At 62.1% G+C, this 21,702-nt stretch carries 20 protein-coding genes; 10 read left to right on the top strand and 10 right to left on the bottom strand.

Annotated features, from left to right (window positions below; genetic code table 11):
* Window positions 1-23: 23 nt before the first annotated feature.
* From AC5XE7_RS09455 to AC5XE7_RS09480, 6 genes are all read left to right on the top strand, one after another.
* The gene (locus tag AC5XE7_RS09455; RefSeq protein WP_183826825.1) at window positions 24-968 is read left to right on the top strand and encodes an ABC transporter permease; all 945 of its coding nucleotides are present in this window, start codon (window positions 24-26) and stop codon (window positions 966-968) included.
* Entirely contained in the window at window positions 965-1,801 is an 837-nt protein-coding gene (locus AC5XE7_RS09460) for an ABC transporter permease (protein WP_239800383.1), read from the top strand. Before AC5XE7_RS09455 ends, AC5XE7_RS09460 begins: the two co-directional genes overlap by 4 nt.
* 1 nt (window position 1,802) lies before the next feature.
* A complete protein-coding gene (locus AC5XE7_RS09465; protein ID WP_495365804.1) occupies window positions 1,803-2,678 on the top strand; it encodes an alpha/beta hydrolase family protein in 876 nt (291 codons plus the stop codon).
* A gap of 20 nt (window positions 2,679-2,698) precedes the next feature.
* On the top strand, window positions 2,699-4,273 hold the full coding sequence (locus AC5XE7_RS09470; protein ID WP_495365805.1) for an ABC transporter substrate-binding protein: 1,575 nt from the start codon (window positions 2,699-2,701) through the stop codon (window positions 4,271-4,273).
* Window positions 4,274-4,489: 216 nt separating this feature from the next.
* Window positions 4,490-5,185: a GntR family transcriptional regulator gene (locus AC5XE7_RS09475; RefSeq protein ID WP_239800386.1), complete on the top strand. Its 696-nt coding sequence runs from the start codon at window positions 4,490-4,492 to the stop codon at window positions 5,183-5,185.
* A 628-nt stretch (window positions 5,186-5,813) separates the two neighbouring features.
* Window positions 5,814-7,673, top strand: a complete 1,860-nt coding sequence (locus tag AC5XE7_RS09480) for a glycosyltransferase (protein ID WP_495365807.1) — start codon at window positions 5,814-5,816, stop codon at window positions 7,671-7,673.
* On the opposite strand, the gene ppk2 is transcribed toward AC5XE7_RS09480, so the two are convergent.
* Entirely contained in the window at window positions 7,639-8,541 is a 903-nt protein-coding gene (gene ppk2 / locus AC5XE7_RS09485) for a polyphosphate kinase 2 (protein WP_183826843.1), read from the bottom strand. The genes AC5XE7_RS09480 and ppk2 overlap by 35 nt on opposite strands.
* Before the next feature lie 42 nt (window positions 8,542-8,583).
* Here ppk2 and AC5XE7_RS09490 point away from each other — a divergent pair, with 42 nt between their 5' ends.
* Both AC5XE7_RS09490 and phoU read left to right on the top strand, forming a co-directional pair.
* Complete coding sequence (locus AC5XE7_RS09490; RefSeq protein WP_495365808.1) at window positions 8,584-9,882, top strand: sensor histidine kinase; 1,299 nt, start codon at window positions 8,584-8,586, stop codon at window positions 9,880-9,882.
* Window positions 9,883-10,011: 129 nt separating this feature from the next.
* Window positions 10,012-10,725 (top strand): phosphate signaling complex protein PhoU, encoded by a 714-nt coding sequence (gene phoU / locus AC5XE7_RS09495; RefSeq protein ID WP_239800389.1) that lies wholly within the window; start codon window positions 10,012-10,014, stop codon window positions 10,723-10,725.
* A gap of 99 nt (window positions 10,726-10,824) precedes the next feature.
* Here the strand turns inward: phoU and AC5XE7_RS09500 are convergent, their stop codons facing one another.
* On the bottom strand, window positions 10,825-11,649 hold the full coding sequence (locus AC5XE7_RS09500; protein WP_495365888.1) for a D-alanyl-D-alanine carboxypeptidase family protein: 825 nt from the start codon (window positions 11,647-11,649) through the stop codon (window positions 10,825-10,827).
* Between the two features lie 237 nt (window positions 11,650-11,886).
* On the opposite strand from AC5XE7_RS09500, the gene AC5XE7_RS09505 reads away from it, so the two are divergent.
* Window positions 11,887-12,513, top strand: a complete 627-nt coding sequence (locus AC5XE7_RS09505) for a nucleoside triphosphate hydrolase (RefSeq protein WP_495365809.1) — start codon at window positions 11,887-11,889, stop codon at window positions 12,511-12,513.
* 47 nt (window positions 12,514-12,560) lie between these two features.
* Here the strand turns inward: AC5XE7_RS09505 and AC5XE7_RS09510 are convergent, their stop codons facing one another.
* From AC5XE7_RS09510 to AC5XE7_RS09520, 3 genes are all read right to left on the bottom strand, one after another.
* Window positions 12,561-13,265 carry a glutathione S-transferase family protein gene (locus tag AC5XE7_RS09510; RefSeq protein ID WP_239800391.1) on the bottom strand — a complete coding sequence of 235 codons (705 nt, stop codon included), beginning with the start codon at window positions 13,263-13,265 and terminating at the stop codon, window positions 12,561-12,563.
* Between the two features lie 86 nt (window positions 13,266-13,351).
* Window positions 13,352-14,560 carry a beta-ketoacyl-[acyl-carrier-protein] synthase family protein gene (locus tag AC5XE7_RS09515; RefSeq protein WP_495365810.1) on the bottom strand — a complete coding sequence of 403 codons (1,209 nt, stop codon included), beginning with the start codon at window positions 14,558-14,560 and terminating at the stop codon, window positions 13,352-13,354.
* An 11-nt stretch (window positions 14,561-14,571) separates the two neighbouring features.
* On the bottom strand, window positions 14,572-14,826 hold the full coding sequence (locus AC5XE7_RS09520) for an acyl carrier protein (RefSeq protein ID WP_183826857.1): 255 nt from the start codon (window positions 14,824-14,826) through the stop codon (window positions 14,572-14,574).
* 477 nt (window positions 14,827-15,303) lie between these two features.
* On the opposite strand from AC5XE7_RS09520, the gene AC5XE7_RS09525 reads away from it, so the two are divergent.
* Window positions 15,304-16,131, top strand: a complete 828-nt coding sequence (locus tag AC5XE7_RS09525; RefSeq protein ID WP_495365811.1) for a ferredoxin--NADP reductase — start codon at window positions 15,304-15,306, stop codon at window positions 16,129-16,131.
* A gap of 91 nt (window positions 16,132-16,222) precedes the next feature.
* Here AC5XE7_RS09525 and AC5XE7_RS09530 read toward each other — a convergent pair whose 3' ends face one another.
* From AC5XE7_RS09530 to AC5XE7_RS09550, 5 genes are all read right to left on the bottom strand, one after another.
* Window positions 16,223-17,218 (bottom strand): ABC transporter ATP-binding protein, encoded by a 996-nt coding sequence (locus AC5XE7_RS09530; protein ID WP_495365812.1) that lies wholly within the window; start codon window positions 17,216-17,218, stop codon window positions 16,223-16,225.
* A gap of 31 nt (window positions 17,219-17,249) precedes the next feature.
* Window positions 17,250-18,311 (bottom strand): Gfo/Idh/MocA family protein, encoded by a 1,062-nt coding sequence (locus AC5XE7_RS09535; RefSeq protein WP_495365813.1) that lies wholly within the window; start codon window positions 18,309-18,311, stop codon window positions 17,250-17,252.
* Window positions 18,308-19,147 (bottom strand): carbohydrate ABC transporter permease, encoded by an 840-nt coding sequence (locus AC5XE7_RS09540; protein WP_495365814.1) that lies wholly within the window; start codon window positions 19,145-19,147, stop codon window positions 18,308-18,310. The genes AC5XE7_RS09535 and AC5XE7_RS09540 overlap by 4 nt, the downstream gene beginning before the upstream one ends.
* Window positions 19,148-19,157: 10 nt before the next feature.
* Window positions 19,158-20,090, bottom strand: coding sequence for a carbohydrate ABC transporter permease (locus AC5XE7_RS09545; RefSeq protein ID WP_495365815.1), 933 nt, complete (start codon window positions 20,088-20,090; stop codon window positions 19,158-19,160).
* A gap of 154 nt (window positions 20,091-20,244) precedes the next feature.
* On the bottom strand, window positions 20,245-21,501 hold the full coding sequence (locus AC5XE7_RS09550; protein WP_495365816.1) for an ABC transporter substrate-binding protein: 1,257 nt from the start codon (window positions 21,499-21,501) through the stop codon (window positions 20,245-20,247).
* Window positions 21,502-21,702: the final 201 nt, after the last annotated feature.

A 21,702-nucleotide genomic window follows, 5' to 3' on the forward strand; every position in this document is an offset into this window, starting at 1 on the left:
ATCCGGAAACAGAGGCATACTGAATGAAGCGGTTCATCCTGAAGCGCATTGCTTCCGCGATCCCGACGCTGCTGATCGTGTCCATCGTCGTCTTCGCGATCATCCGGCTGACGCCCGGCGATCCGGCCGAGCTGATGCTCGATCAGGACGCCACGCCCGAGCAGATTGCCGAATTGCAGGTCAAGATGGGGCTCGATAAGCCGGTTCCCGTCCAGTACGCGATCTGGCTTGGCAACGTGCTGACCGGCGATTTCGGTACCTCCACGACGACCGGCGAGCCGGTTCTGTCGATGATCGTCAGCCGGTTCCTCATCTCCGCGCCGATCGTGCTCATCGCCATCGCGCTCGCAACCATCATTGCCGTTCCTCTGGGCATGCTGGCGGCGTGGCGGCAGAACAAGACCGAGGACATCGCGGTTGTGTCCCTGATGACCCTTCTGATGTCGATCCCCGGCTTCTGGCTCGGCCTCATCATCCTGATGGTGTTCGGCCTTATGCTTGGCTGGCTGCCGGTGGTGGGGTTCGTGTCGCTGCGCGATGACGTGCCGGCGGCCCTCATCTACATGATCATGCCGGTGGCGACGCTCGTTCTCACCGAGCTTGGCTCGCTCACCCGCATGACGCGCGCCAGCGCCATCTCCATATCGCGGCTCGAATACATCACCCACGCCCGCGCCAAGGGTCTGAGCGAGCCGCAGATCATCTGGCGCCATGCGCTGCGCAATTCCTTCGCGCCGACATGGACGCTGATCGGTCTGAGCCTCGGCGGCCTGCTCGGCGGCATCGCCATCACCGAGACGGTTTTCACCATACCGGGCCTCGGGCGCCTGCTGGTCGATTCCATCTATGGCCGCGACTATCCGGTCGTGCAGGGCTGCATCCTGCTCATCGCCTTCATCTACGTGATCATGAACCTCGTGGTCGATCTCGTCTATCCGCTTCTCGATCCCAGGGTGACTGCAGCATGACGATCCGCATTTTCGGGCGTCGTCCCCGGCTCAACTTCGCCTTCGGCGCATCGGTGGTGTCGCTTCTGCTGTTCCTCGCGGTTTTCGGCCAGTTTCTGGCGCCATATGAGCCGCTGGAAATGGACATGCCGGCGCGTCTGTCCGGCGTCAGCGCCGCCCACCTGCTGGGTGCCGACGAGTTCGGGCGCGATACGCTGAGCCGCCTGCTTTACGGCGCGCAGGTCAGCGCCTGGATCGCCTTCTCCACGCTTGCCTTCGCCCTGTCGGTCGGCACGGCCATCGGCGTCATTTCGGGCTATTTCGGCGGCCGCACGGACAGCCTGATCATGATGATCAACGATGCGCTGCTGGCGTTCCCGGGCCTTCTGCTGGCGCTGGGGCTGATGGCGGCGCTGGGCGCCAGTTCGTCCGGCATCATCGTAGCACTGGGCATCGCCTATATGCCGGCGGTGGTGCGCGTGGTCCGCTCCACGGTGATGTCGGTGCGGCAGCTCGAATTCGTCGAAGCGTCGACCGTCATCGGCAATTCCGACCTCACCACCATGGTGCGCCACGTCCTGCCGAACGCCTTTCCGCCCATCACGGTTCTGGCGTCGATGATGTTCGGCTCCATCATCCTGTCGGAAGCCGCGCTCAGCTTCCTTGGCCTTGGCGTCCCGCCGCCGGCACCGAGCTGGGGCAACATGCTGGCCAGCGCCAGACCCTACATCATGGAAGCGCCGCTGCTTATCCTGCTGCCGGGCTTCTGCATCGCAATCACGCTGCTCGGCGTCAACATGCTTGGCGACGCGCTGAGGGATCTGGTCGATCCGAAAATGGGTGGAGATATCTGATATGGGTGGCCTTTCGAGTTTCCTTGAAGAGAAGAAAAGCGTGCCGCAGGAACCGGCGACACCGCGCGTCACCATGTTCGAGACCGGCGCGTCTTCAGTGACCGCATCGCGCAGGGACCCGCGCTTCAGCTTCTGCACCTATGTGCCGAAATCCTACGTGCACGAGGAAGGCCGGACCTATCCGCTGGCGGTGATCGTGCACGGCTCCGAGCGTTCGATGGAGAACTACCGCACGCAGTTCACGGATTTCGCCGAACAGCATCAGGTCATGCTTTTGTGCCCGCTCTTTCCCATCAACGCGCTCTATCAGGGCGATCAGCACAGCTACAAGCTGCTGCGCGGCCACGGCGTCAACTACGACGAGATCCTGCTCGACATGATCGCCGAGTTCGGCGAGCGCTACAATGTCGATGCCGCGCGCTTCCTGCTCTACGGTTTCTCCGGCGGCGGACAGTTCTCACACCGTTTCCTCTATGCCCATCCCGAGCGCCTTGCCGGTGTCTCCATCGGCGCGCCGGGCACCGTCACGCTTCTCGACGATGCCGCCGACTACTGGGTCGGCACCCGCAATTTCGCGAGCCTGTTCGGGCATGGCCTCGACACGGCGGCCATGAGCAGGGTTCCGGTTCAGGTGGTCATCGGTGAGGACGACGTCCTGACGCGCTGGGTGATCGTGCGCGAGGGCGACAGACAATTCTGGATGGAGGGCGCCAATGATGCCGGCGACACCCGCGTCCAGCGGATCGAGGCTCTGCAGCGCAGCCTGGAGGCGCATGGCATCGCCGTCGAGCATCGCAGTTTCGCGGGCGTTGCCCATGACGACGTGACCATGCTGGAGGCGGTGAAGGATTTCTTCGCGCGCTGCCTGCGAAAATAACAACCAACAGGGGAACACTCATGAGGAAGATTTCTGCAACGGGCGCGCTTCGGTTCGCGCTCGCCTGTTCCGTGGGGCTGATGACCGGCTCGGCCGCAGCCTCGGCGAAAACGGCGAATGACGAGCTGGTCATCGCCCTGTCGAGCGATTTGCGGGCGCTGAACGATCTCAGCCGCGACGGGCCGAGCGACGTGGTTCTGCACCATCTCTATGAGACGCTGGTCGGCCTCAAGGCCGACCTCAGCATCGGTCCGGCGCTCGCCGATTCCTGGACCGTGTCGGATGACGGCACGGTCTACACCTTCAGGCTGCGCGAGGGCGCGAAATTCCACAATGGCGATCCGATCACCTCGGCGGATGTGAAATGGAGCTGGGATTTCCATCTCAACCCGGATCGCAAGGTTTCGTGCAAGGCCAATTTCGACGGTACGCGGCAGATCAAAGTTCTGTCGGTGGACACGCCGGATCCGCTGACCGTCGTGTTCACGCTGGAGAAGCCGAGCCCGCTCTTCCTGCTGCGGCTGGCCGAGGTGCAGTGCAACCTGTGGGTCGCGAGCCCGAAAAACATCGATGAAAAGGGCGAGTGGAAGGAGGGATCGGCGATCGGCTCCGGCCCCTTCATGCTGGCCAGCCGTTCGGTGAACGACAACATCATTCTGAAGCGTTTCGGCGACTACGTGGCCAGCAAGGCGGAGCGCTCCGGCTATTCGGGCGACCGCACGGCAATGGTCGACACGCTGCGCTTCCAGATCGTGCCCGATCCGACCGTTCAGGAGGTGGCCCTGAAATCCGGCGATGTCGACGTGATCTATTCGGTCGATCCGCGCCGGGCGCAGGAGCTGGAAAAGGCAGGTTTCCAGCGCTCCACGGCTCCGGGCCTGACATGGGCGGTCTTCCTCATGCAGACCAGCGACCCGGTGCTGTCGAACCTGAAGGTGCGGCAGGCCATCGCCCATGCGATCAACTATGACGAGATCGCCGAGGTGCGCAGCGCCGGAACCGAAAAGCCCGGCCATTCGGCGGTTTCCCCGGCCAGCCCCTATCATTCGGAGAAATTCGAGGAGTGGCCGCAATATGACCCGGACAAGGCAAGAGCGCTGCTGGCGGAGGCCGGCTACAAGGGCGAGCGGATCACCATCCAGACCAACACCCGCTTCCGCTCCATGTTCGAGAATGCGGTCCTGCTTCAGGGCATGCTGATGCAGGTGGGCATCAACGCGCAGCTGGAAACCCTCGAATGGGGCGCGCAGTTCGAGCGTTTCAACCGCGGCAAGTTCCAGATGCAATCCTTCATCTGGTCGCCGCGCACCGATCCGGCGCTGGTCTACGGCAACATCACCGGCGACAAGAAGGCCGATCCCTCGAACCAGTGGGACAACAGCGAGGCCTACGCATTGTACCAGCAGGCGCTCGTCGAGACCGACTTCGCCAAGCGCGAGGAGATCTTCCTGAAGCTGCACAGGATGATGGTGGCCGAAATTCCCACGATCAGTCTCTACTACAACTCCGTGAACACGGTAACGGCGCCCAATGTGGAAGGCTTCAGCACGTGGCCGGCTGAAAATCCCATCGGCTGGGGCGTTTCCAAGAAATAGGCTTTTCACCCTGTGAATGATGGCGCCGCCCGCATCCTGACCGGAGCGGGCGGCGTGTTTGTCTGTTTGCCGGCGCGGCAAACTGGCGCCTCCATCCCAACAAAGAGTTTCCTGTCCGGCGCAATGGCGTATAGTTCGCCAGCTTGACGGGGAGAGCTGCACCCAGGGCCGGACAGAGCGCGGCCTGAAAGCAGCATGAGGGGTGAAGCAACGCATATGACGAGGAAGTCCAAGCTTGGCCTGTCGGCCGTCGACACCGTTCCAGTGCATGAAAAAATATATCGGGAACTGGTGCATGCCCTGATGTCGGGCATGCTTGCGCCCGGCCAGAAGCTGACATCACGCAAGCTTGCCGCCGAGCTCGGCACCAGCGACATGCCGGTGCGCAGCGCCCTGTCGCGGCTGCACTCCCTACGCGCGCTCGACGCCATGCCGAACGGCAGCATGCAGGTGCCGCAGATGACGGCGGAGAAGCTGCGGCAGCTCATGGATGCGCGCGCGCTGCTGGAGGGGGCCGCGACCGAGGCGGCCTGCAACCGCATCAACGGCAACAATCTGCGCAGCCTGCGCAAAAGCTGCGCCGAACTGACTGAGGCGGCGAAGCTTGGAGACATCGAACTCTATCTGCAGCGCAATTACGAGTTCAAGTTCTCGATCTACCGTCACAGCGACAATGATCAGATGGTCTTCATGATCGAAACCCTGTGGATGCAGGTCGGTCCCTTCCTGCGGTCCTACGCCTCGGTGTTCGAAGGCGATCTGTCGGGGATTCTGGAGATCGACTATCATCAGGACATTCTCACCGCCCTTGAGGAAAAGGACGGCGTCAGGGCCCGTGAGGCCATGGTCCGGGATATTCAGGAAGGCTCGGAATATCTGCGTGCGCATGCCCGGTTTGATGAGCCGGCCTGATGCCCGGCAGGCTTCTGCCCGTGTCGCGCCATCGAATAAACATAACAACTGGCGCAAACAAAAAAACATGCTAGCATCAGCAAGTATAAGATAAAGAATGCTGGTCGGGGGGTGTTGATCAGTCATATTCAAACAAGAATACGGCTTTCGATTTGCATCGGGGGCGAAGGGGTGTTGTGGTTGGAAGACAGACGGGGCCGGGATCATTTTGACCGGATGACCGAGCTGTATTTCACTACATATCGCTGATTTCACATCAGAACAGTGTGAGTGGGAAGCTGCCAGCGGAACCGGCTTGTCGCAGGTGCCGCGGATCGCTCTCCGGTTGCCGGGATCGCGGCGCAGTGCTGATCAAGAACCAGCACTGCGGGATGGCTACGGCTCTTACGGTGTTCCGAAGGATGTGAATGAGGGATCGATACCGGCGTTCTGGGCGGCAGGGGGTATCATGCATCATACGGTCAAAGATCTGGCGCCTGCGGTCGGATCTGTTTTGCGAAAGCACGGCACCGGCCGGCGATCCGCACTGGGGGCATCTTCGGGCACATTGGCTGGCCGTAGCCGGTTTGTGGATGAATGGCACCGGGTTTTTGGGCGGCTCAAAGCGCCGCAGACTCTGATCGCCGACTTGTCCCGTAAACCCGCTGCCCGTGCTGATATCCTGTCGGCGCTGGTGTCCACCGGGGACTACAGCCGCAGTGAAGTGATCCGTGCTCTGGCCGGCGAACTGGGCCTCAGACTGGCAGAAGAGATCGATCCCGAGCGCATGGTGCTGAACGAGAACCAGCTGCTGTTGCTGCTGCGCGGAAACGGCGATCATCTGCCGGTCAGATATCTGGAGAGGGGAGGGGGCGTATGCTTCCTGCTGCCCGCCAGATCCGTTCGCCCGGAGCGCATGCGCGCCTGTCTTGCGAAGCGTCCCCATCTCGCGCCCCGGATAAGGCTGGTCGATGACAGGGTCCTGCGTGAGGCGCTGATTTCCCGGGCGCGACCGCTTTTGTCGCGCATTGCGGTAAATGGTCTTTCCGAACGTCATCCCGAGATGTCCGCTCACGTTGTGGCCAATGCCTGGCAGGGCTACATGGCAGGGTTTGCGATGGCGCTGCTGCCTGTCGGCCTGCTTCTTGCCCCGACGCTTGTGGCCGGCATTGTTCATCTGTTCGCGACGCTGTTTTTCCTCACCTGCGTCATGTTGCGGGCAGCGGCCGTCATCTATGCGGGGCCTCCCGACAATGCCTCTCCCGCACCGGTGCCTGTCGGGAACGTGCCGACCTATTCGGTCCTGATCGCGCTCTATAAGGAAGCCGATATCGTTCCCGACTTGCTGACGGCGCTGGACTGGATCGTGTGGCCGCGTGACCGGCTGGAGATCAAGCTGGTGTGCGAGGCAGACGACCACGAGACGCTGTCCGCTATCCGGGCCTGTCCACTGCCGTCATATATCGAGGTGATCGAGGTGCCTGCCGTTGGTCCCCGCACCAAGCCCAAGGCGCTTTCCTATGCGTTGCCGATGACCAGCGGCGAGTTCGTGGTGCTCTACGATGCCGAGGACTGGCCGGACCCCATGCAGCTTGCAGAGGCCTGGGCGCGCTTTCAGAAAGCCGGTCCGGAACTGGCCGTGCTGCAGGCGCCTCTGGAAATCTCGAACGGTCCGGAAAGTCCGGTAGCACGCATGTTCGCCTTCGAGTATCGCGCCCTGTTTCGCGGGCTCCTGCCCTTTCTGGCGCGGCACAGGTTCCTTCTGCCGCTGGGCGGCACATCCAATCACTTTCGCCGTGCGGCTCTTGAGGACGTCGGGGGATGGGATCCCTACAACGTCACCGAAGATGCCGATCTGGGGCTGAGGCTGGCGCGGTTCGGCTACCGCGCCGAAACCCTGAACTCCCCGACTTATGAGAAGGCGCCGCGCATGCTGTCCGTGTGGGTGCCGCAGCGCACGCGCTGGTTCAAGGGCTGGGCGCAGACGTGGCTCGTGCATATGCGTCAGCCCGTTCGCCTCATCCGCGATCTCGGTCCTGGCTCTTTCATCATGGCGCAGATATTGTTCGCCGGAATGCTCGGATCGGCGTTGCTGCATCCGTTCCTCCTCGCTGCTTTTCTGCTGGGGACGGTTCGTCTGTGGATCGGGCAGACCGCCGGCGTGACTTATCCGCTGCTGATGGCGCTCGATGTCGTCAACATCACCTGCGGCTATGCGGCGTTCCTGATGCTTGGCTGGCAGACAATGGCCAAAGGGCAGCGAAGGGGGTTCTGGAGAATAGTGATACTGACCCCTGTCTACTGGGCGATGATGTCATGGGCCGGCTGGCGCGCAGTCTGGCAATTGTGGCGCCAGCCCTTCAGATGGGAGAAGACGCCTCACGAAAACATGAAGGCATCGCAGAGCCTCAGGCAATCGCCGCAGGTGGCCGGTACGGCAACCACACATGGTGCCGACACCGGCCCGCTGTGGCCTATGCCAGCAGCAGCGACGATCCTTCGCCGATGATCTTGTCGTCTTCCTCACCGATCACGCCAAGGTCGCGGCCCTCATAAGGCAGCGCCAGCAGCAGGCGGCGGATAACGGCCAGCCGCGCCCGGCGCTTGTCGTTGGCCCGAACCACCGTCCATGGTCCGGCCTTGCTGTGGGTCGTCTCGATCATCTGATTGCGGGCGATCGTATAATCGTTCCAGCGGGTGATGCCCGCTATATCCATCGGGGAGAACTTCCAGCTCTTCAGCAGGCTGTGGCGGCGGTCATGGAACCGCTCAAGCTGCGTTTGCTGGCCGATGTCGAGCCAGAACTTGAAGAAGTGAATGCCTTCGGATCGCACCATCTTTTCGAAGCGCGGCGCTTCCTCCAGAAAGTTCTCATGCTGCTCGGGCGTGCAGAAACCCATAACCGGCTCGACGCCCGCGCGGTTGTACCAGGAGCGGTCGAAGGAAACAAGTTCGCCGGCGGTCGGGAAGTGCTCGACATAGCGCTGGAAATACCACTGACCGCGTTCCGTCTCGGTGGGCTTGGTGAGCGCCACGGTCCGTGCGGAACGCGGGTTCATGTATTGATGGAGCACGAATATGGTGCCGCCCTTGCCGGCGGCGTCGCGCCCTTCGAACAGGGCGATGACGCGCTCGCCGGTCTTCTGCATCCACGCCTGTGCCTTCACCAGCTCGATCTGAAGGGCTTCCAGCGCCGGCTCGTATTCCTCCTTTTTCATCTTCTTGTCATAGGGGTATCCGCCAGCTGTCAGCTTGTTCTCTTCGACCCAGTCCGGCAGCTTCGGATCGTCAATGTCGAAAAGACGCTCCTTCCCGCCGACATTTATTTTCAGCGGCTTGGTTCCGGCTGTCACAGAGGTGTCATCGGAGTTTTTCATGCAGGCGAACCTTTCGTGTGCAGAAGATCGTGCTAGGACAAGATGCAGAGATACAGGAGCATTCTGCCGGACATGATGGCCGATTTGAGCGACCGACAGAAGTATGGCGTGCATCATTTCGCCAGCAATTTGTGGGCGGCACGCTGGCTGCTGGTCACGGCCATGGTTGCGGTGTTCGGGGTTTTCTTCCTCGCCGATCTGCCCTGGCTCGTCATCCCGGGCGCTATCGTCATCCTGCTGCTGGTTGCCGGCCTGACCGGATCGGTATCACATCAGCGGCAGGAACATGGCAGGAAAGGCCGCGAACCGGGGGAACTGCACAGCCTGTCGGCGGAAAACCTTGCGGCCGCCGTCACCGATCCGCTGATCGTATTCGACGATGGTGCCTCGATCATCCATGCCAATGCGGCGGCGTTGGCCGCTTTCGGAGATCTGCCTGCCGGCATGTCGCTCCAGCTCAAGTTCCGCGCGCCCGAAATGCAGGCGCTGATCGATGCGTCGCTCCCCGGCGGCGGCTCGCAATCGGTGGATTTCATCGACAAGCTGCCGGTAGAGCGCGTCTATCGCGTCACCGCCTCTTCCGTGGGGCACGGCTCGCGGCTGCATGTGCTTCTGTTCAAGGACCAGAGCGAAGCGCGCCGCATCGACCGCATGCGTGCCGACTTCATCGCCAATGCCAGCCATGAGATGCGCACGCCGCTGGCCTCCATCGCGGGGTTCATCGAGACGCTGCGCGGACCGGCCCGCAATGATCCGGCCGCGCGCGAGCAGTTCCTGCAGATCATGCAGAACCAGACCGGGCGCATGGCCCGCCTGATAGACGACATGCTGTCACTGTCGCGGCTGGAGATGAAGCCCTATCTGAAGGCCGGGGCGCGGGTCGATCTCAAGCAGGTTCTCGATAGCGTCATCGATTCGCTTGCGCCGGTGGCAGGCGAGAACGGGCTTGCCATCGAGCGGCAATTCGCCAACGGGCCGATGGAGGTTCCGGGTGATCGCGACGAGCTTTATCAGGTCTTCGAGAATCTTCTGGAGAATGCCTGCAAATACGGACAGGACGGAGACCGCGTTGTGGTTTCCATAGAACCGGGCGACAAGGGCGGCCAGCCCGGCATCGATGTCACGATCCGCGATTTCGGGCCCGGCATCGCCGAAGAGCATATTCCGCGCGTCACCGAACGCTTCTATCGCATCGATTCCGAAACGGCGCATTCGCGCAAGGGAACGGGGCTGGGACTTGCGATCGTCAAGCACATCCTCACCCGCCATCACGGCCGGCTTTCCATCCAGTCGGAGCTTGGCAAGGGAGCGGCATTCACCGTTCATTTGCCGACGAACTAGAATTGCCGGGGAGGCGACGCTAGAATGGATGACAGGTTCCTTGCCGACTTTCGTGCAATTGTCATGTGAGTGGCGTAACGGAAGGGAAATAAGCGAGGCCGAATCAAAGTGGCCCTGGAGGTTCCGCCCATGCAGTCTGTGCATATTGTCAGCGCCTATGACGAGGAGCTGAAATATTTGTCGAAGCGCATTGCTGCGATGGGCGGCCATGCCGAGCGCATGGTCGAGCAGGCCATTTCGGCCCTGGTGAATTCCGATCCGGAGCTTGCCCGCAAGGTGATCGAGGATGATGCAGTTCTCGATCAGGGCCAGCGGGAAGTGGACGACAAGGCCATCCTGCTGATTGGCAAGCGCCAGCCGATGGCCACGGATCTTCGCGAGGTGATCGGTGTCATCCGCATTTCCGCGGATCTTGAACGCGTCGGTGATCTTGCCAAGAACGTCGCCAAGCGCGTGGCTTCGGTGGGCGATGCGGTGCAGCCCGTCTCTCTCTACAGAGGCATCGAGGCGCTGTCCGATCTGGCGCTTACACAGCTCAAGGAAGTGCTCGACGTCTACGCTTCGCGCTCGGTGGCGACCATCGGTTTCGTTCGCGACCGCGACGATCAGATCGACGCCATGTACACCTCGCTGTTCCGCGAACTCCTGACCTACATGATGGAGGATCCGCGCAACATCACGCCCTGCACGCATCTGCTGTTCTGCGCCAAGAACATCGAGCGCATAGGCGACCACGCCACCAACATTGCCGAGACGATCTACTTCATCGTCACCGGCGACCAGATGCCGGTGGAGCGTCCGAAGGGCGACAAGACCGACCGCATCGTGATGCCGATAAGCTAATCGGGCCAGCGCGGCGTTGGAGCCATTCCAGCAAAAGTGCGCTGCGGTTTTGCGTTCGGGATTGCGTAGAAATAAACATTTCGAGCGGCGTTCGCCGCTCTAAGGATTTTCCTGAAACACCAGCCGGGTTCTGTCAGGAGCTGAGCCAAGGGCCCTTTCAAGCAGGGATTCGGCGTGCGCATTGCGCTCGCGGGCGGTGTTGGCGCCCATCACAACCACCACATAGCGGCGGCCGTCGGCACTGTAGGAGGTGACGATGTTGAAACCGGAGGCTCTTATGTAGCCGGTCTTGATGCCGTCGACGCCGGCGACGCGGCCGAGCATGTCGTTATGGCCGCGCACCAGCTTGCCGCGGAACATGAAGTCTGTGGCCGAAAAATAGTGATAATATTGCGGGAAGCGATTGCGCAGCGCGATGCCCAGAACCGCCATGTCGCGGGCGGTGGTGAACTGCCCGTCATCGGGCAGGCCCGAAGCATTGCGGAAAGTGGTGTTGCGCATGCCGAGCTGACGGGCCCTGGCGGTCATGGCGGCGGCGAAGGCGTCCTCGCTGTCGGCCAGATATTCGCCCACGGCGGCGGCCACGTCATTGGCGGATTTCACCGTCAGCGCGCGGATGGCCGTATCGACGTCGATGCGCTCGCCGGGGCGCAGGCCAAGCTTGCTTGGCGGGCGCGAGGCGGCATAGGCGGAGACCGGAATCCCGGCGTCCTTCTCGACGCGTCCTGCGGTCAGGGCCTCGAACAGCATGTAGAGCGTCATCATCTTGGTCAGCGAGGCCGGATAACGCGGCGATGTCGAGTTCATCTCGAACAGCTGCTTGCCGGTCCGTGCATCGACCACGATGGAGGCGTATTTCTGCGGCGCGGCCGGCACCGAAAGCACGGCTTCCGGCGGCATTGCCGTGGTGCAGCCGGCGACCATCGCGACCAGCGTGAGGATGACAGCGAGTTTCTGAAGCAGTCGGGACAATCGCGGGCCGTGAGGTAAAGCTGGCTGGAACGGAATTTGGCGCGGACCCTAGCTGAAGCGATGTGCCGCGTCCATGCGCTTCAATGCCCGTTGCCAGCGGCACGATGACCGGGTCATTCTATGCTTCGCTTCAAAACGGTGCGGAACTGCACGCGCAGCCATTCGTTCTAACGGCAACAGGAGGTCAAGATGTCAGAAATCGCGTCCATAGCTTCCGCTATCTTCAAGCGCGCCGGCAAGTCGGGCCGGTTCGTCGTCGCCATTGCCGGACCGCCGGGCTCGGGAAAGTCGACGCTTTCGGGAAAACTGAAGGAATTGTTGCCGGAGGGCGCGGCCGAAGTCGTCCCGATGGACGGCTTCCACTATGACGACGGCGTGCTGGAGCGCCGGGGGTTGCGGGAGCGCAAGGGCAGCCCCGAGACTTTCGACTTTTCCGGCTTCGAAACCTTGCTCAGGCGCATCAGGGCCGGTGACCCGGAGATCGCCATTCCGCTGTTCGACCGCAGCATGGAACTGTCGCGCGCGGCGGCAGCCATACTGGAGCCGCAGACACGTTTCGTGCTGGTCGAGGGCAACTATCTCCTGCTTGACGAGGAGCCGTGGTCGCGGCTGGCGGATCTATTCGACTTCTCCGTCTTCCTCGATGTGCCGGACACGGTTCTGGAGAAGCGGCTTCTGGCGCGCTGGAACACACATGGCCTTGCCGATGAAGAGGCGCGCACCAAAGTTGCCTCGAACGATCTGCCCAATGCACGGCGTGTATCGGCCAGGCGCCGCGCCGCCGACATGGTGGTCGGCGACGGCGAGGAGCTTTAAAGCATTTCTGCGACGCCAGATGGTTCCATCTGGCTGCAAAATGCTCTCTAGCCGCGTGTGGGAATTTCCAGTCCGGCCTGCACGGCCGGCCGGGCCAGCCCACGTTCCAGCCATTCGGCCACAGCCGGGAAATCGTCGAAACCAACCAGTTCGCGTGCTTCATAAAAGCCGATCAGGTTTCGCACCCAGCCGAGCATGGAAATGTCGGCAATGGTGTAGTCATTGTCCATGATCCATTTGCGGCCCTTGAGGCGCCCGTCGAGTACGCCGACCAGCCGGCGCGATTCGGCGCGGTAGCGCTCCAGCGGGCGCTTGTCGGCGATCTCGCGCCCGGCGAATTTGTGGAAGAAACCGAGCTGGCCGAACATCGGCCCGATCGCCGCCATCTGGAAGAACACCCACTGGATGGTCTCGTAGCGCCGCGCCGCGTCGGCTGGCAGGAGCTTGCCGGTCTTTTCGGCGAGATAGAGCAGGATCGCGCCGGACTCGAACAGCGCCAGCGGCGCGCCGTCCGGCCCCTTCGGGTCGATGATCGAGGGTATCTTGCCGTTCGGATTGAGCGACAGGAACTCCGGCCCCCACGTCTCGTCCTTGCCGATGTCGATATAGTGCGCCTCATAGGGCAGGCCGAGTTCTTCAAGAGCGATCGAGACCTTCACGCCGTTGGGCGTCGGCGCGGAGTAGAGCTGAATCCGGTCAGGATGCTGAGCGGGCCAGCGCGCGGTGACGGGAAAGGCGGAGAGATCGGCCATGGAAGAACTCCTGCGTGAGGTGGTGCCGGAATGGCGGATGCGGGACGTGCGGCATGTTATGGGCCGCAGTCCCGATCAATGACAAATCACACTGCTTTGAGCGCCAGAACGGCATTGGTGCCGCCGAAGGCGAAGGCGTTGGAGATTGCAGCGCGAACCTTGCGCTCGCGTGCCGTGTTGGGCGTGATGTCCAGATCGCAGTCGGGATCGGGTTCGCGGTAATTCGCCGTTGGCGGCACGATGCCTTCGCGCATCGCCATGACGCAGGCGATCAGCTCCAGCGCGCCCGACGCGCCGAGGCAGTGCGCATGCATGGACTTGGTGGACGATACGGAAAGCTTGTAGGCGTGGTCGCCGAACACGCGCTTGATCGCGGCCGTCTCGATCTGATCGTTGGCTTTGGTGCCGGTTCCGTGGGCGTTGAGATAGTCGATCTCTTCCGGGTTGAGACCTGCATCGGCAAGGCAGGCGCGCATAGCGCGTTCCGGCCCTTCGATGGTGGGCGCAACGATGTCGGACGCGTCGCCGGAGAAGCCGGAACCCGCCACCTCGGCCAGAATGTCGGCGCCGCGCGCCACGGCGTGGTCATAGCTTTCGAGAACGACCATTCCCGCGCCTTCGCCGAGCACCAGTCCTTGCCGGTCGGCCGAGAACGGGCGGCAGGTGTCGGGCGAGAGAACGCGAAGCGCTTCCCATCCCTTCAGGATGCCCCACACCATCGGCGCATCCGTGCCCCCGGCCAGCATGACGTCGGCGCGGCCGAGCCTGATCTGGTCCACCGCCGAGGCGATGGCGTGGTTGGAGGAGGCGCAGGCGGAGGTGACGCCGAAGACCGGCCCCCGAAGCCCGAGGCTCATGGAGACATGTCCTGCCGGCGCACCTGGCATGGCCTTGGGCACGGAGAAAATGCCGGCGCGCGACTTGCCTTCGAGCAGAATGGCCCGGTAGTTTTCCTCGATGACCTCCCAGCCGCACACGCCGACACCCACGATGGTGCCGATGCGCTGCGTGTTGGTCTCGTCGATGGAAAGGCCGGCATTTCGGGAGGCTTCGCGGGCGGCGATCACCGCAAGCAGGCTGAAGCGGTCCATGGCCACCAGTTGCTTGCGCTCCACGCCATGGTCGGGCAGCGTTTTGATTTCGCAGCCGCTGGCAACCCTGGTGTCGTGAAGTGCGGGATTGGAAATGGGTCCGATGGCCGAACGGCCGGCCCGCATTTCGTTCCAGATCTCCGCGGCACTGGTGCCGAGGCCGCAGAGACCACCCATGCCGGTGATGACGACGCGCTTGCGCATGAAGCTCCTGATCAGTTCTTCTTGGCAATCAGGGCGCGGACAGCCTCGATCATATCGCCGACATTCTTCAGGTTGCTCCAGGCGTCAACCGTATTCATCTCGATCTCGATGCCATACTGTTCCTCGAGATCGAAGATGATCTCGGTCAGCTCAAGCGAATGAATTCCGAGCGAGGTCAGTTCGGTCGTGACTGTGATTTCCTCGTCGCCCGGCTCGGCATGTTCCTTGATTTTGCCGATGATCTCGGTTGCCAACTGGTCAGCCATCGGGTTCCTTTCCTGTTCGTCCGGCGCGTTGCAACAGATTTCCCGTCGCGGCGACACAATCGTGTCTTCGGCAGACCCTTGTCTCTGATGCCCTGATCTCCGTATGGAGCAGGCTCAACCTTCTATAGGAAGGCGGGCCTTTAGAGGCAACAGCGTTATCGGAAGCTTTCGGGATGTCCGGCACTACGTACCGGCTGCGTTAACGAAAGAGATGTTTTTTCCCGCAATAATCCTCAGCTTTCGCGCCCGGAGGTGAAGTTTCGCCAAAGTCGTCGAAACCCGCAACGTTCCTGCTGCCGATGCGTTCCGGATTGAAAAGACCTTTTGCCGCCGCTGCTTGACGCAAAACTCACCCCTATATATCTAGTTTGCAGGCATACGGGCTTACCCGAACAGTACTGCGCCTGGGCGCGCTGGACCCCGACAGACCGGTCGCGCATGATCTGATGCGCTGCATTTTTGCGGAAAGTTGTCTTGATGAATACGGTTCCCACGTTGAATTCGGCTGACGCAAAGCCGGTCCAGTTCCCCATTCCGGCCAATGTCTACGCCGAGACCGTGGTGTCGGTGAAACACTATACCGACAAGCTGTTTGCCTTTCGCGTGACCCGCCCGCAATCGCTGCGCTTCCGCTCCGGCGAGTTTGTCATGATCGGCCTTCCGAATGCCGAGAAGCCGGTGTTCCGCGCCTATTCCGTGGCAAGCCCCGCCTGGGACGAGGAACTCGAATTCTTCTCCATCAAGGTGCAGGACGGCCCGCTGACCCAGCACCTGCAGAAGATTCAGCCGGGCGACACCATCCTGCTGCGCCAGAAGGCGACCGGCACGCTGGTGCTCGACGCCCTTACCCCGGCCAAAAGGCTGTTCATGATTTCCACCGGCACAGGCATCGCTCCCTTTGCCAGCCTGCTGCGCGATCCCGATACCTATGAGCGGTTCGAGCATGTGTTCATCACCCACACCTGCCGCGACCGCGCCGAGCTCACTTACGGTCAGGAACTGGTGGCATCGTTGCAGGACGATCCGCTGATCGGCGAGTTCGCCGCCGGCCGCGTCACGCTCTACAATTCCACGACGCGCGAGGAAACGCCGGTGATGGGGCGCATCACGGCGCTCATCGAGAGCGGCAAGTTCTACCGCGATCTCGGCATCGAGCCGCTGAACCGCGAAACCGACCGCGTCATGATCTGCGGATCGATGCACATGCTGCGCGACGTCAAGGAACTGGTCGAGGCACGCAGCTTCGTCGAGGGCTCGCTGAACAGCCCGGCCGATTTCGTGGTCGAACGCGCCTTCGTCGGCTGACAGGTTTTTTTCGGCAATTCAATTGAAAGCCCCGGTGCTCGCGCGCCGGGGCTTTTCATTTTGATGGGAACGCTGGCCGCACAAGGCCTCCCTATATGCGCTTGCCGTCCTGTCCGAAGCGATAGGTACCGGCCGGGTCAGGCGTGGCATAGAGCGTGGCGCCCGGCTCGGCATTGTAGACGCCGAACAGGCGCACCGTGATCAGCCCCGCCTTCTCGCAATCGAGATAGAGATTGGTGTCGGCACCCAGATGCTCGGCATGGATGACGGTGCCTTTCCAGTCACCCTTTTCCGGATCGACGCTGATGTGCTCGGGCCGCACGCCGATCGTCTTCACGCTTTCACCCAGCCTTGCGCCCTCGATGAAGTTCATCTTGGGCGAGCCGATGAAGCCGGCGACGAACTCGTTGGCGGGTACGTTGTACAGCTCCATCGGCGCGCCGATCTGCTCGATGCGGCCGCCATTCAGCACCACGATGCGATCGGCCAGCGTCATGGCCTCGACCTGATCGTGGGTGACGTAGATCATGGTCGCCTTGAGGCGGCGATGAAGCTGGGCGATTTCCAGCCGCGTGTTGACGCGCAGCGCCGCGTCCAGATTGGAGAGCGGCTCGTCGAACAGGAACAGGCTGGGTTCGCGCACCACAGCGCGGCCGATGGCGACGCGCTGGCGCTGCCCGCCCGACAGTTCCGCCGGTCGGCGCTGGAGGTAAGGATCGAGCGACAGCATGGCGGAGGCTTCCGCGACGCGCTTTTCGATCTCGGCGGCCGGCGTGCCGGCCTGCTTCAGGCCGAGCCCCATATTGTTCTTCACCGTCAGATGCGGATAGAGCGCATAGGTCTGGAACACCATGGCGATGCCGCGTTTGGCCGGCGGGGTCGCGGTCACGTCCTTGCCGTCGATGACGACCCGGCCCGAGGTGGCGTCTTCCAGCCCGGCGATGACCCTGAGCAAGGTGGACTTGCCGCAGCCCGAGGGGCCGACGAAGACGACGAATTCGCCGTCCGCCACTTCGAGGTCGATGCCTTTCAGCACATCGACCTGCCCGAAGGACTTTTTCACGTTTTCAATGTTCAGCGAACCCATGTGTCGTCCTTGTTGAATGTCGCGATCCCGCTCACAGGCGAACCGGTTTGCCGGTGCGCACGCTCTCGTCGGCGGCGAGACAGACGGCCAGCGATTTGACGGCATCGTCCATGTGGCGGGTGAGGTCGATGTCCTCGCGGATCGCCTTCAGCACGAAAGCCTGTTCGAGGTCGCACAGATCCTGATGGCCAGGCTCGCCCTGCATGGACAGCAACTGGTCCTGCTTTGCGAAGCGCCCGTCCTCGGCCGTGGCGGCGCTGTGCAGGCGGATGGTCGAGGTTTTGGTGTGGGTGTCGATGTCGTCCGATCTCGCACCCTCGGCCATGACGATCGACACGCAGCCATTGGGCGAGATCACGTCCTTCACGAAGAAGGCGGTCTCGGAAATCATCGGCCCCCAGCCGGCCTCGTACCAGCCGATGGACCCGTCCTCGAACAGCACCTGAAGATGGCCGTAATTGTACATGCCGGCATCGATCTCACCGGAAAGGCGCACGCCCATGCCGCGCACCTCGACCGGCTTCGCGTCGGTGATCTGGCACATCACGTCAAGATAATGCACGCCGCAGTCGACGATGGGCGAGGTCGTCTTCATCAGCTGCTTGTGCGTCTCCCAGGTGGCGCCAGACGATTGCTGATTGAGGTTCATGCGAAACACGTAAGGGCCGCCAAGCTCGCGTGCTTCCGCAATCAGCCGCATCCATGAGGGATGATGGCGCAATATGTAGCCGATCACCAGCTTGCGGCCATTGGCTTTAGCCGCATCCACCACTCGCTGAGCGTCCGCCACGGTCGTTGCCAGCGGCTTCTCCACGAACACATGGCAGCCCGCCTCGATGGCCTCGACGGCATAATCTGCATGGCTGTCCGAATAGGTGGCGATGCAGGCAAGCTCGGGCTTTTCCTCGGCCAGTGCTTCGCTGAAGGAGCGGCGGATCGCATGGCCGGTCAACGGAGCCGGCAGCTCGACATCGGAGCGGTTGACGAGCGCCGCAATCTCGAAGCCCGGATTGGTGGCGTAAGCCAGCGCATGGCTGCGGCCCATATTGCCGAGCCCGGCGACGACGACGCGAACGGGTCTGGTCTCACTCACTTGACTGCTCCGGAAGTGATGCCGCGGATCAGTTGCCGCGAGAAGATGAGGTAGAGGACGAGCACCGGCAGGATCGCCAGCGAAAGGGCTGCCAGCACCGCATTCCAGTTGGTGACATACTGGCCGATGAACATCTGGGCGCCGAGGGTCACGGTCTTGGTCGCCTCGGAGGGGGCGAGGATCAGCGGGAACCACAGGTCGTTCCAGATCGGGATCATGGTGAAAACGGCGACCGTCGCCATGGCCGGCCGCACCAGCGGCAGCACCAGCCGGAAAAAGATGCGGTATTCCGAAAGCCCGTCGATGCGCCCGGCATTCTTCAGATCATCGGAAACGCCGCTCATGAATTCGGTGAGAATGAAAATTGCCAGCGGCAGGCCCTGCGCGGTGTAGACGAGGATCAGCGCCGTCAGCGTGTTGACCAGCCCGGATGCCACCATCATCTGCAAGATGGCGACGGTGCCGAGGCGGATCGGGATCATGATGCCGAGCGCCAGATAGAGCCCCATCAGCCGGTTGCCGCGGAAGCGGTATTCCGACAGCGCAAAGGCCGCCATGGCGCCGAACAGCAGCACGAAGAACAGCGCGGCCACGGTGACGACAAAGCTGTTCTGGAAATAGAGGAAGAAATCGCCCTGCGTCAGCACCATGCGGTAGCCGACCAGATCGAAGGTTTCCGGCGTCGGTGGAGTGAGCGGCGAACCGAAGATCGCCTTGCGCGCCTTGAAGGAGTTGATGAGGATGACGAAGACCGGAAACAGCGCGATCACCGTATAGGCGATCAGGATCGCGTGGGCGGCGACCGAGCGGGGCAGCGAGGTGGTGGCGCGGCTCATCTTGGCCTCCTCAGAACTTGTAGCGGCGCAGCCGCGTCTGGATGAGGAACAGATAGAGGCATACGCCGGCCAGGATGATGAGAAACATCATGGTGGCGATGGCCGCGCCCATGTTGCGGTCGCCGACCTGAAGCTGGAAGCCGAAGAAGGCGCGATAGAGATAGGTGCCCAGAATATCGGTCGAGTAATTGGGCCCGGCAAGCGCCCCTTGCGCCGAATAGATCAGGTCGAAGGCGTTGAAATTGGCGACGAATGTCAGCACCGAGATGATGCCGATCGCCGGCAGGATCAGCGGCAGCTTGATTTTCCAGAACTGGGACATGCCGGTCACGCCATCGCATTCGGCCGCCTCGATCACCTCGTCGGGAATCGACAGAAGCGCGGCATAGATCAGCATCATCGGAATGCCGACGAACTGCCACACCGAGATCAGGCTGAGCGCGGTAAGCGCGTATTCTTCCTTGCCGAGCCATGGCGTGAACAGGCTTTTCAGGCCGACCAGACCGAGAAGATCGGGGGCCACGCCCCATATCGGCGACAGGATCAGCTTCCACGCGAACCCGACGATCACGAAGGACAGGATCGTGGGAATGAAGATGGCGGTTCGGTAGAAGGAAGAGAACCGGAGTTTCGGGCTGGAGAGCAGGGCCGCCAGCATGATGCCGATCGGGTTCTGCACCAGCATGTGGATGATGAAGAACCACACATTGTTGCCGAGTGCGTTCCAGAAGCCCTTCGACCAGTTGGGGTCGCCGAACAGGGTGCGGAAATTGCCGAGCCCGACGAAGGTCTGGTCGCCGGCGACATTGCGGAACAGTGAGAATTGCAATGTGCCGAACAGCGGCACGATCATGATCGCAGTGTAGACCAGCACCGCCGGCGCCAGGAACACGATGATGTGCCAGCGGAAGGGCTTTTTCGGTTTCGTGTCACTGGCCGTCATGGGCGGGGTCCGTGGTCGAAGGCTTTATCAGCATAGTCCCCTTGCGCCCTTCGGCGCCATGGGGCCGAAGGTTCTGGCTGGCGGGACATGCGTGAGAGCGGAATGGATCGCGCAGGATACCCTCCCCGGAAAGCCGGGGAGGGTTGCTTCCCGCTTATTCGGCCGGCTTGTACCAGCTGTCGAGGCCGGTCTGCAGCTTCTTGGCCGCCTCTTCAGGCGTAACCGTGCCATTGATCACATTGGCCGATTCAACCCATGTCTCGTTTTCAAGGTTGGGCGTGCCGCGCGACAGGATCTGGTAGGTCGAGCGGATGGTCGACTTGCACTTGTCGCGCCAGGACACGAATTCCTGCGCCAGTGGGTCTTCCATCTTCACCGGAGTCGAGTTCAGGCTGAAGAAGCCGGGCAGGGCGTTGGCGTAGATCTCGGCGAATTCAGGCGACGCCACCCAGGTGAGGAAGGTCTTCGCGGCTTCCGGATTCTTGGAAGCAGCGTTCAGGCCGATGCCGATATCGGTGTGGTCGGAGATGTAGCAGGTGTCGCCGGCAGCCTTCACCGGCGGCGGGAATGCGCCCATCTCGAAATCGACCTGCGTGTTGAACACCGAGATTTCCCACGAGCCGGCCGGGAAGATGGCGGCGCGGCCGAGCGTGAACAGGTTCTGGCTGTCGGGATAGGTCTGGGCCTCGAAGCCGTCGCCGAGATAGGGCTTCCACTTCGCCAGCGTGGCGAAGGGCTCCACCCACTGCGGATCGGTCAGCTTCTGCTCGCCTTTCAGCAGCGCCAGACGGCCTTCCTCGCCATGCCAGTAAGTAGGCCCGATGTTCTGGTAGCCCATGGTGGCGGCTTCCCACAGGTCCTTGGTGCCCATGGCGAGCGGAATATAGGTGCCATCCTCCTTGATCTTGTCGAGCGCGGCGAAGAACTCCTCTTCGGTCGCCGGCGGCTCGATGCCGAGTTCCTTGAAGGCGTCCTTATTGTAGATGAAGCCGTGGATCACCGAGGCCATCGGAACGCAGAAGGTCTGCTTGCCGTCATCGGTCGTCCATGCGGATTTGGCGACGTCGGAGAAGTTCTCCATGCCCGAAAGCTCGGTCAGGTCGGCGAGCTTGCCGCTCTTGAACAGGTCGAGCGAGGCGTCGAACGGGCGGCAGGTGATGAGGTCGCCGGCCGAACCCGCATCCAGCTTGGCATTGAGGGCGGCATTGTACTCGGTCGGAGCCGAGGGGGAGAAGACGACCTTGATGTCGGGATGCTTGGCCTGGAAGGCCGGGATCAGCTTTTCCTGCCAGATGGCGAGGTCGTCGTTGCGCCAGCTTTCGATGGTCAGCGTGCCATCCTGTGCGAAGGCTGCTGCCGAGCACAGAACGCTCGATCCAAGCAGCACTGCCGTAAGAAGTTTCGTTTTCATGCTCGTCTCCCTGTTGATCCCTGATTCTTTTCAGATTGCGCCGGCATGAACGGCACCTGCCGCGACAGGCCTCCACGCCGGAGCTTGGCAAATATTCGATAGGTAAGGAAAAGGTGCGCAAATCCGGTCGGCCAGTGGTCGATCCGGCGCATATGTCATGGGAAGCGATGGCCCCATGCTGTTTTCCCTCCCTTTTGTTCC

Source organism: Aquamicrobium sp. YD-1-mutant5, assembly GCF_059509755.1.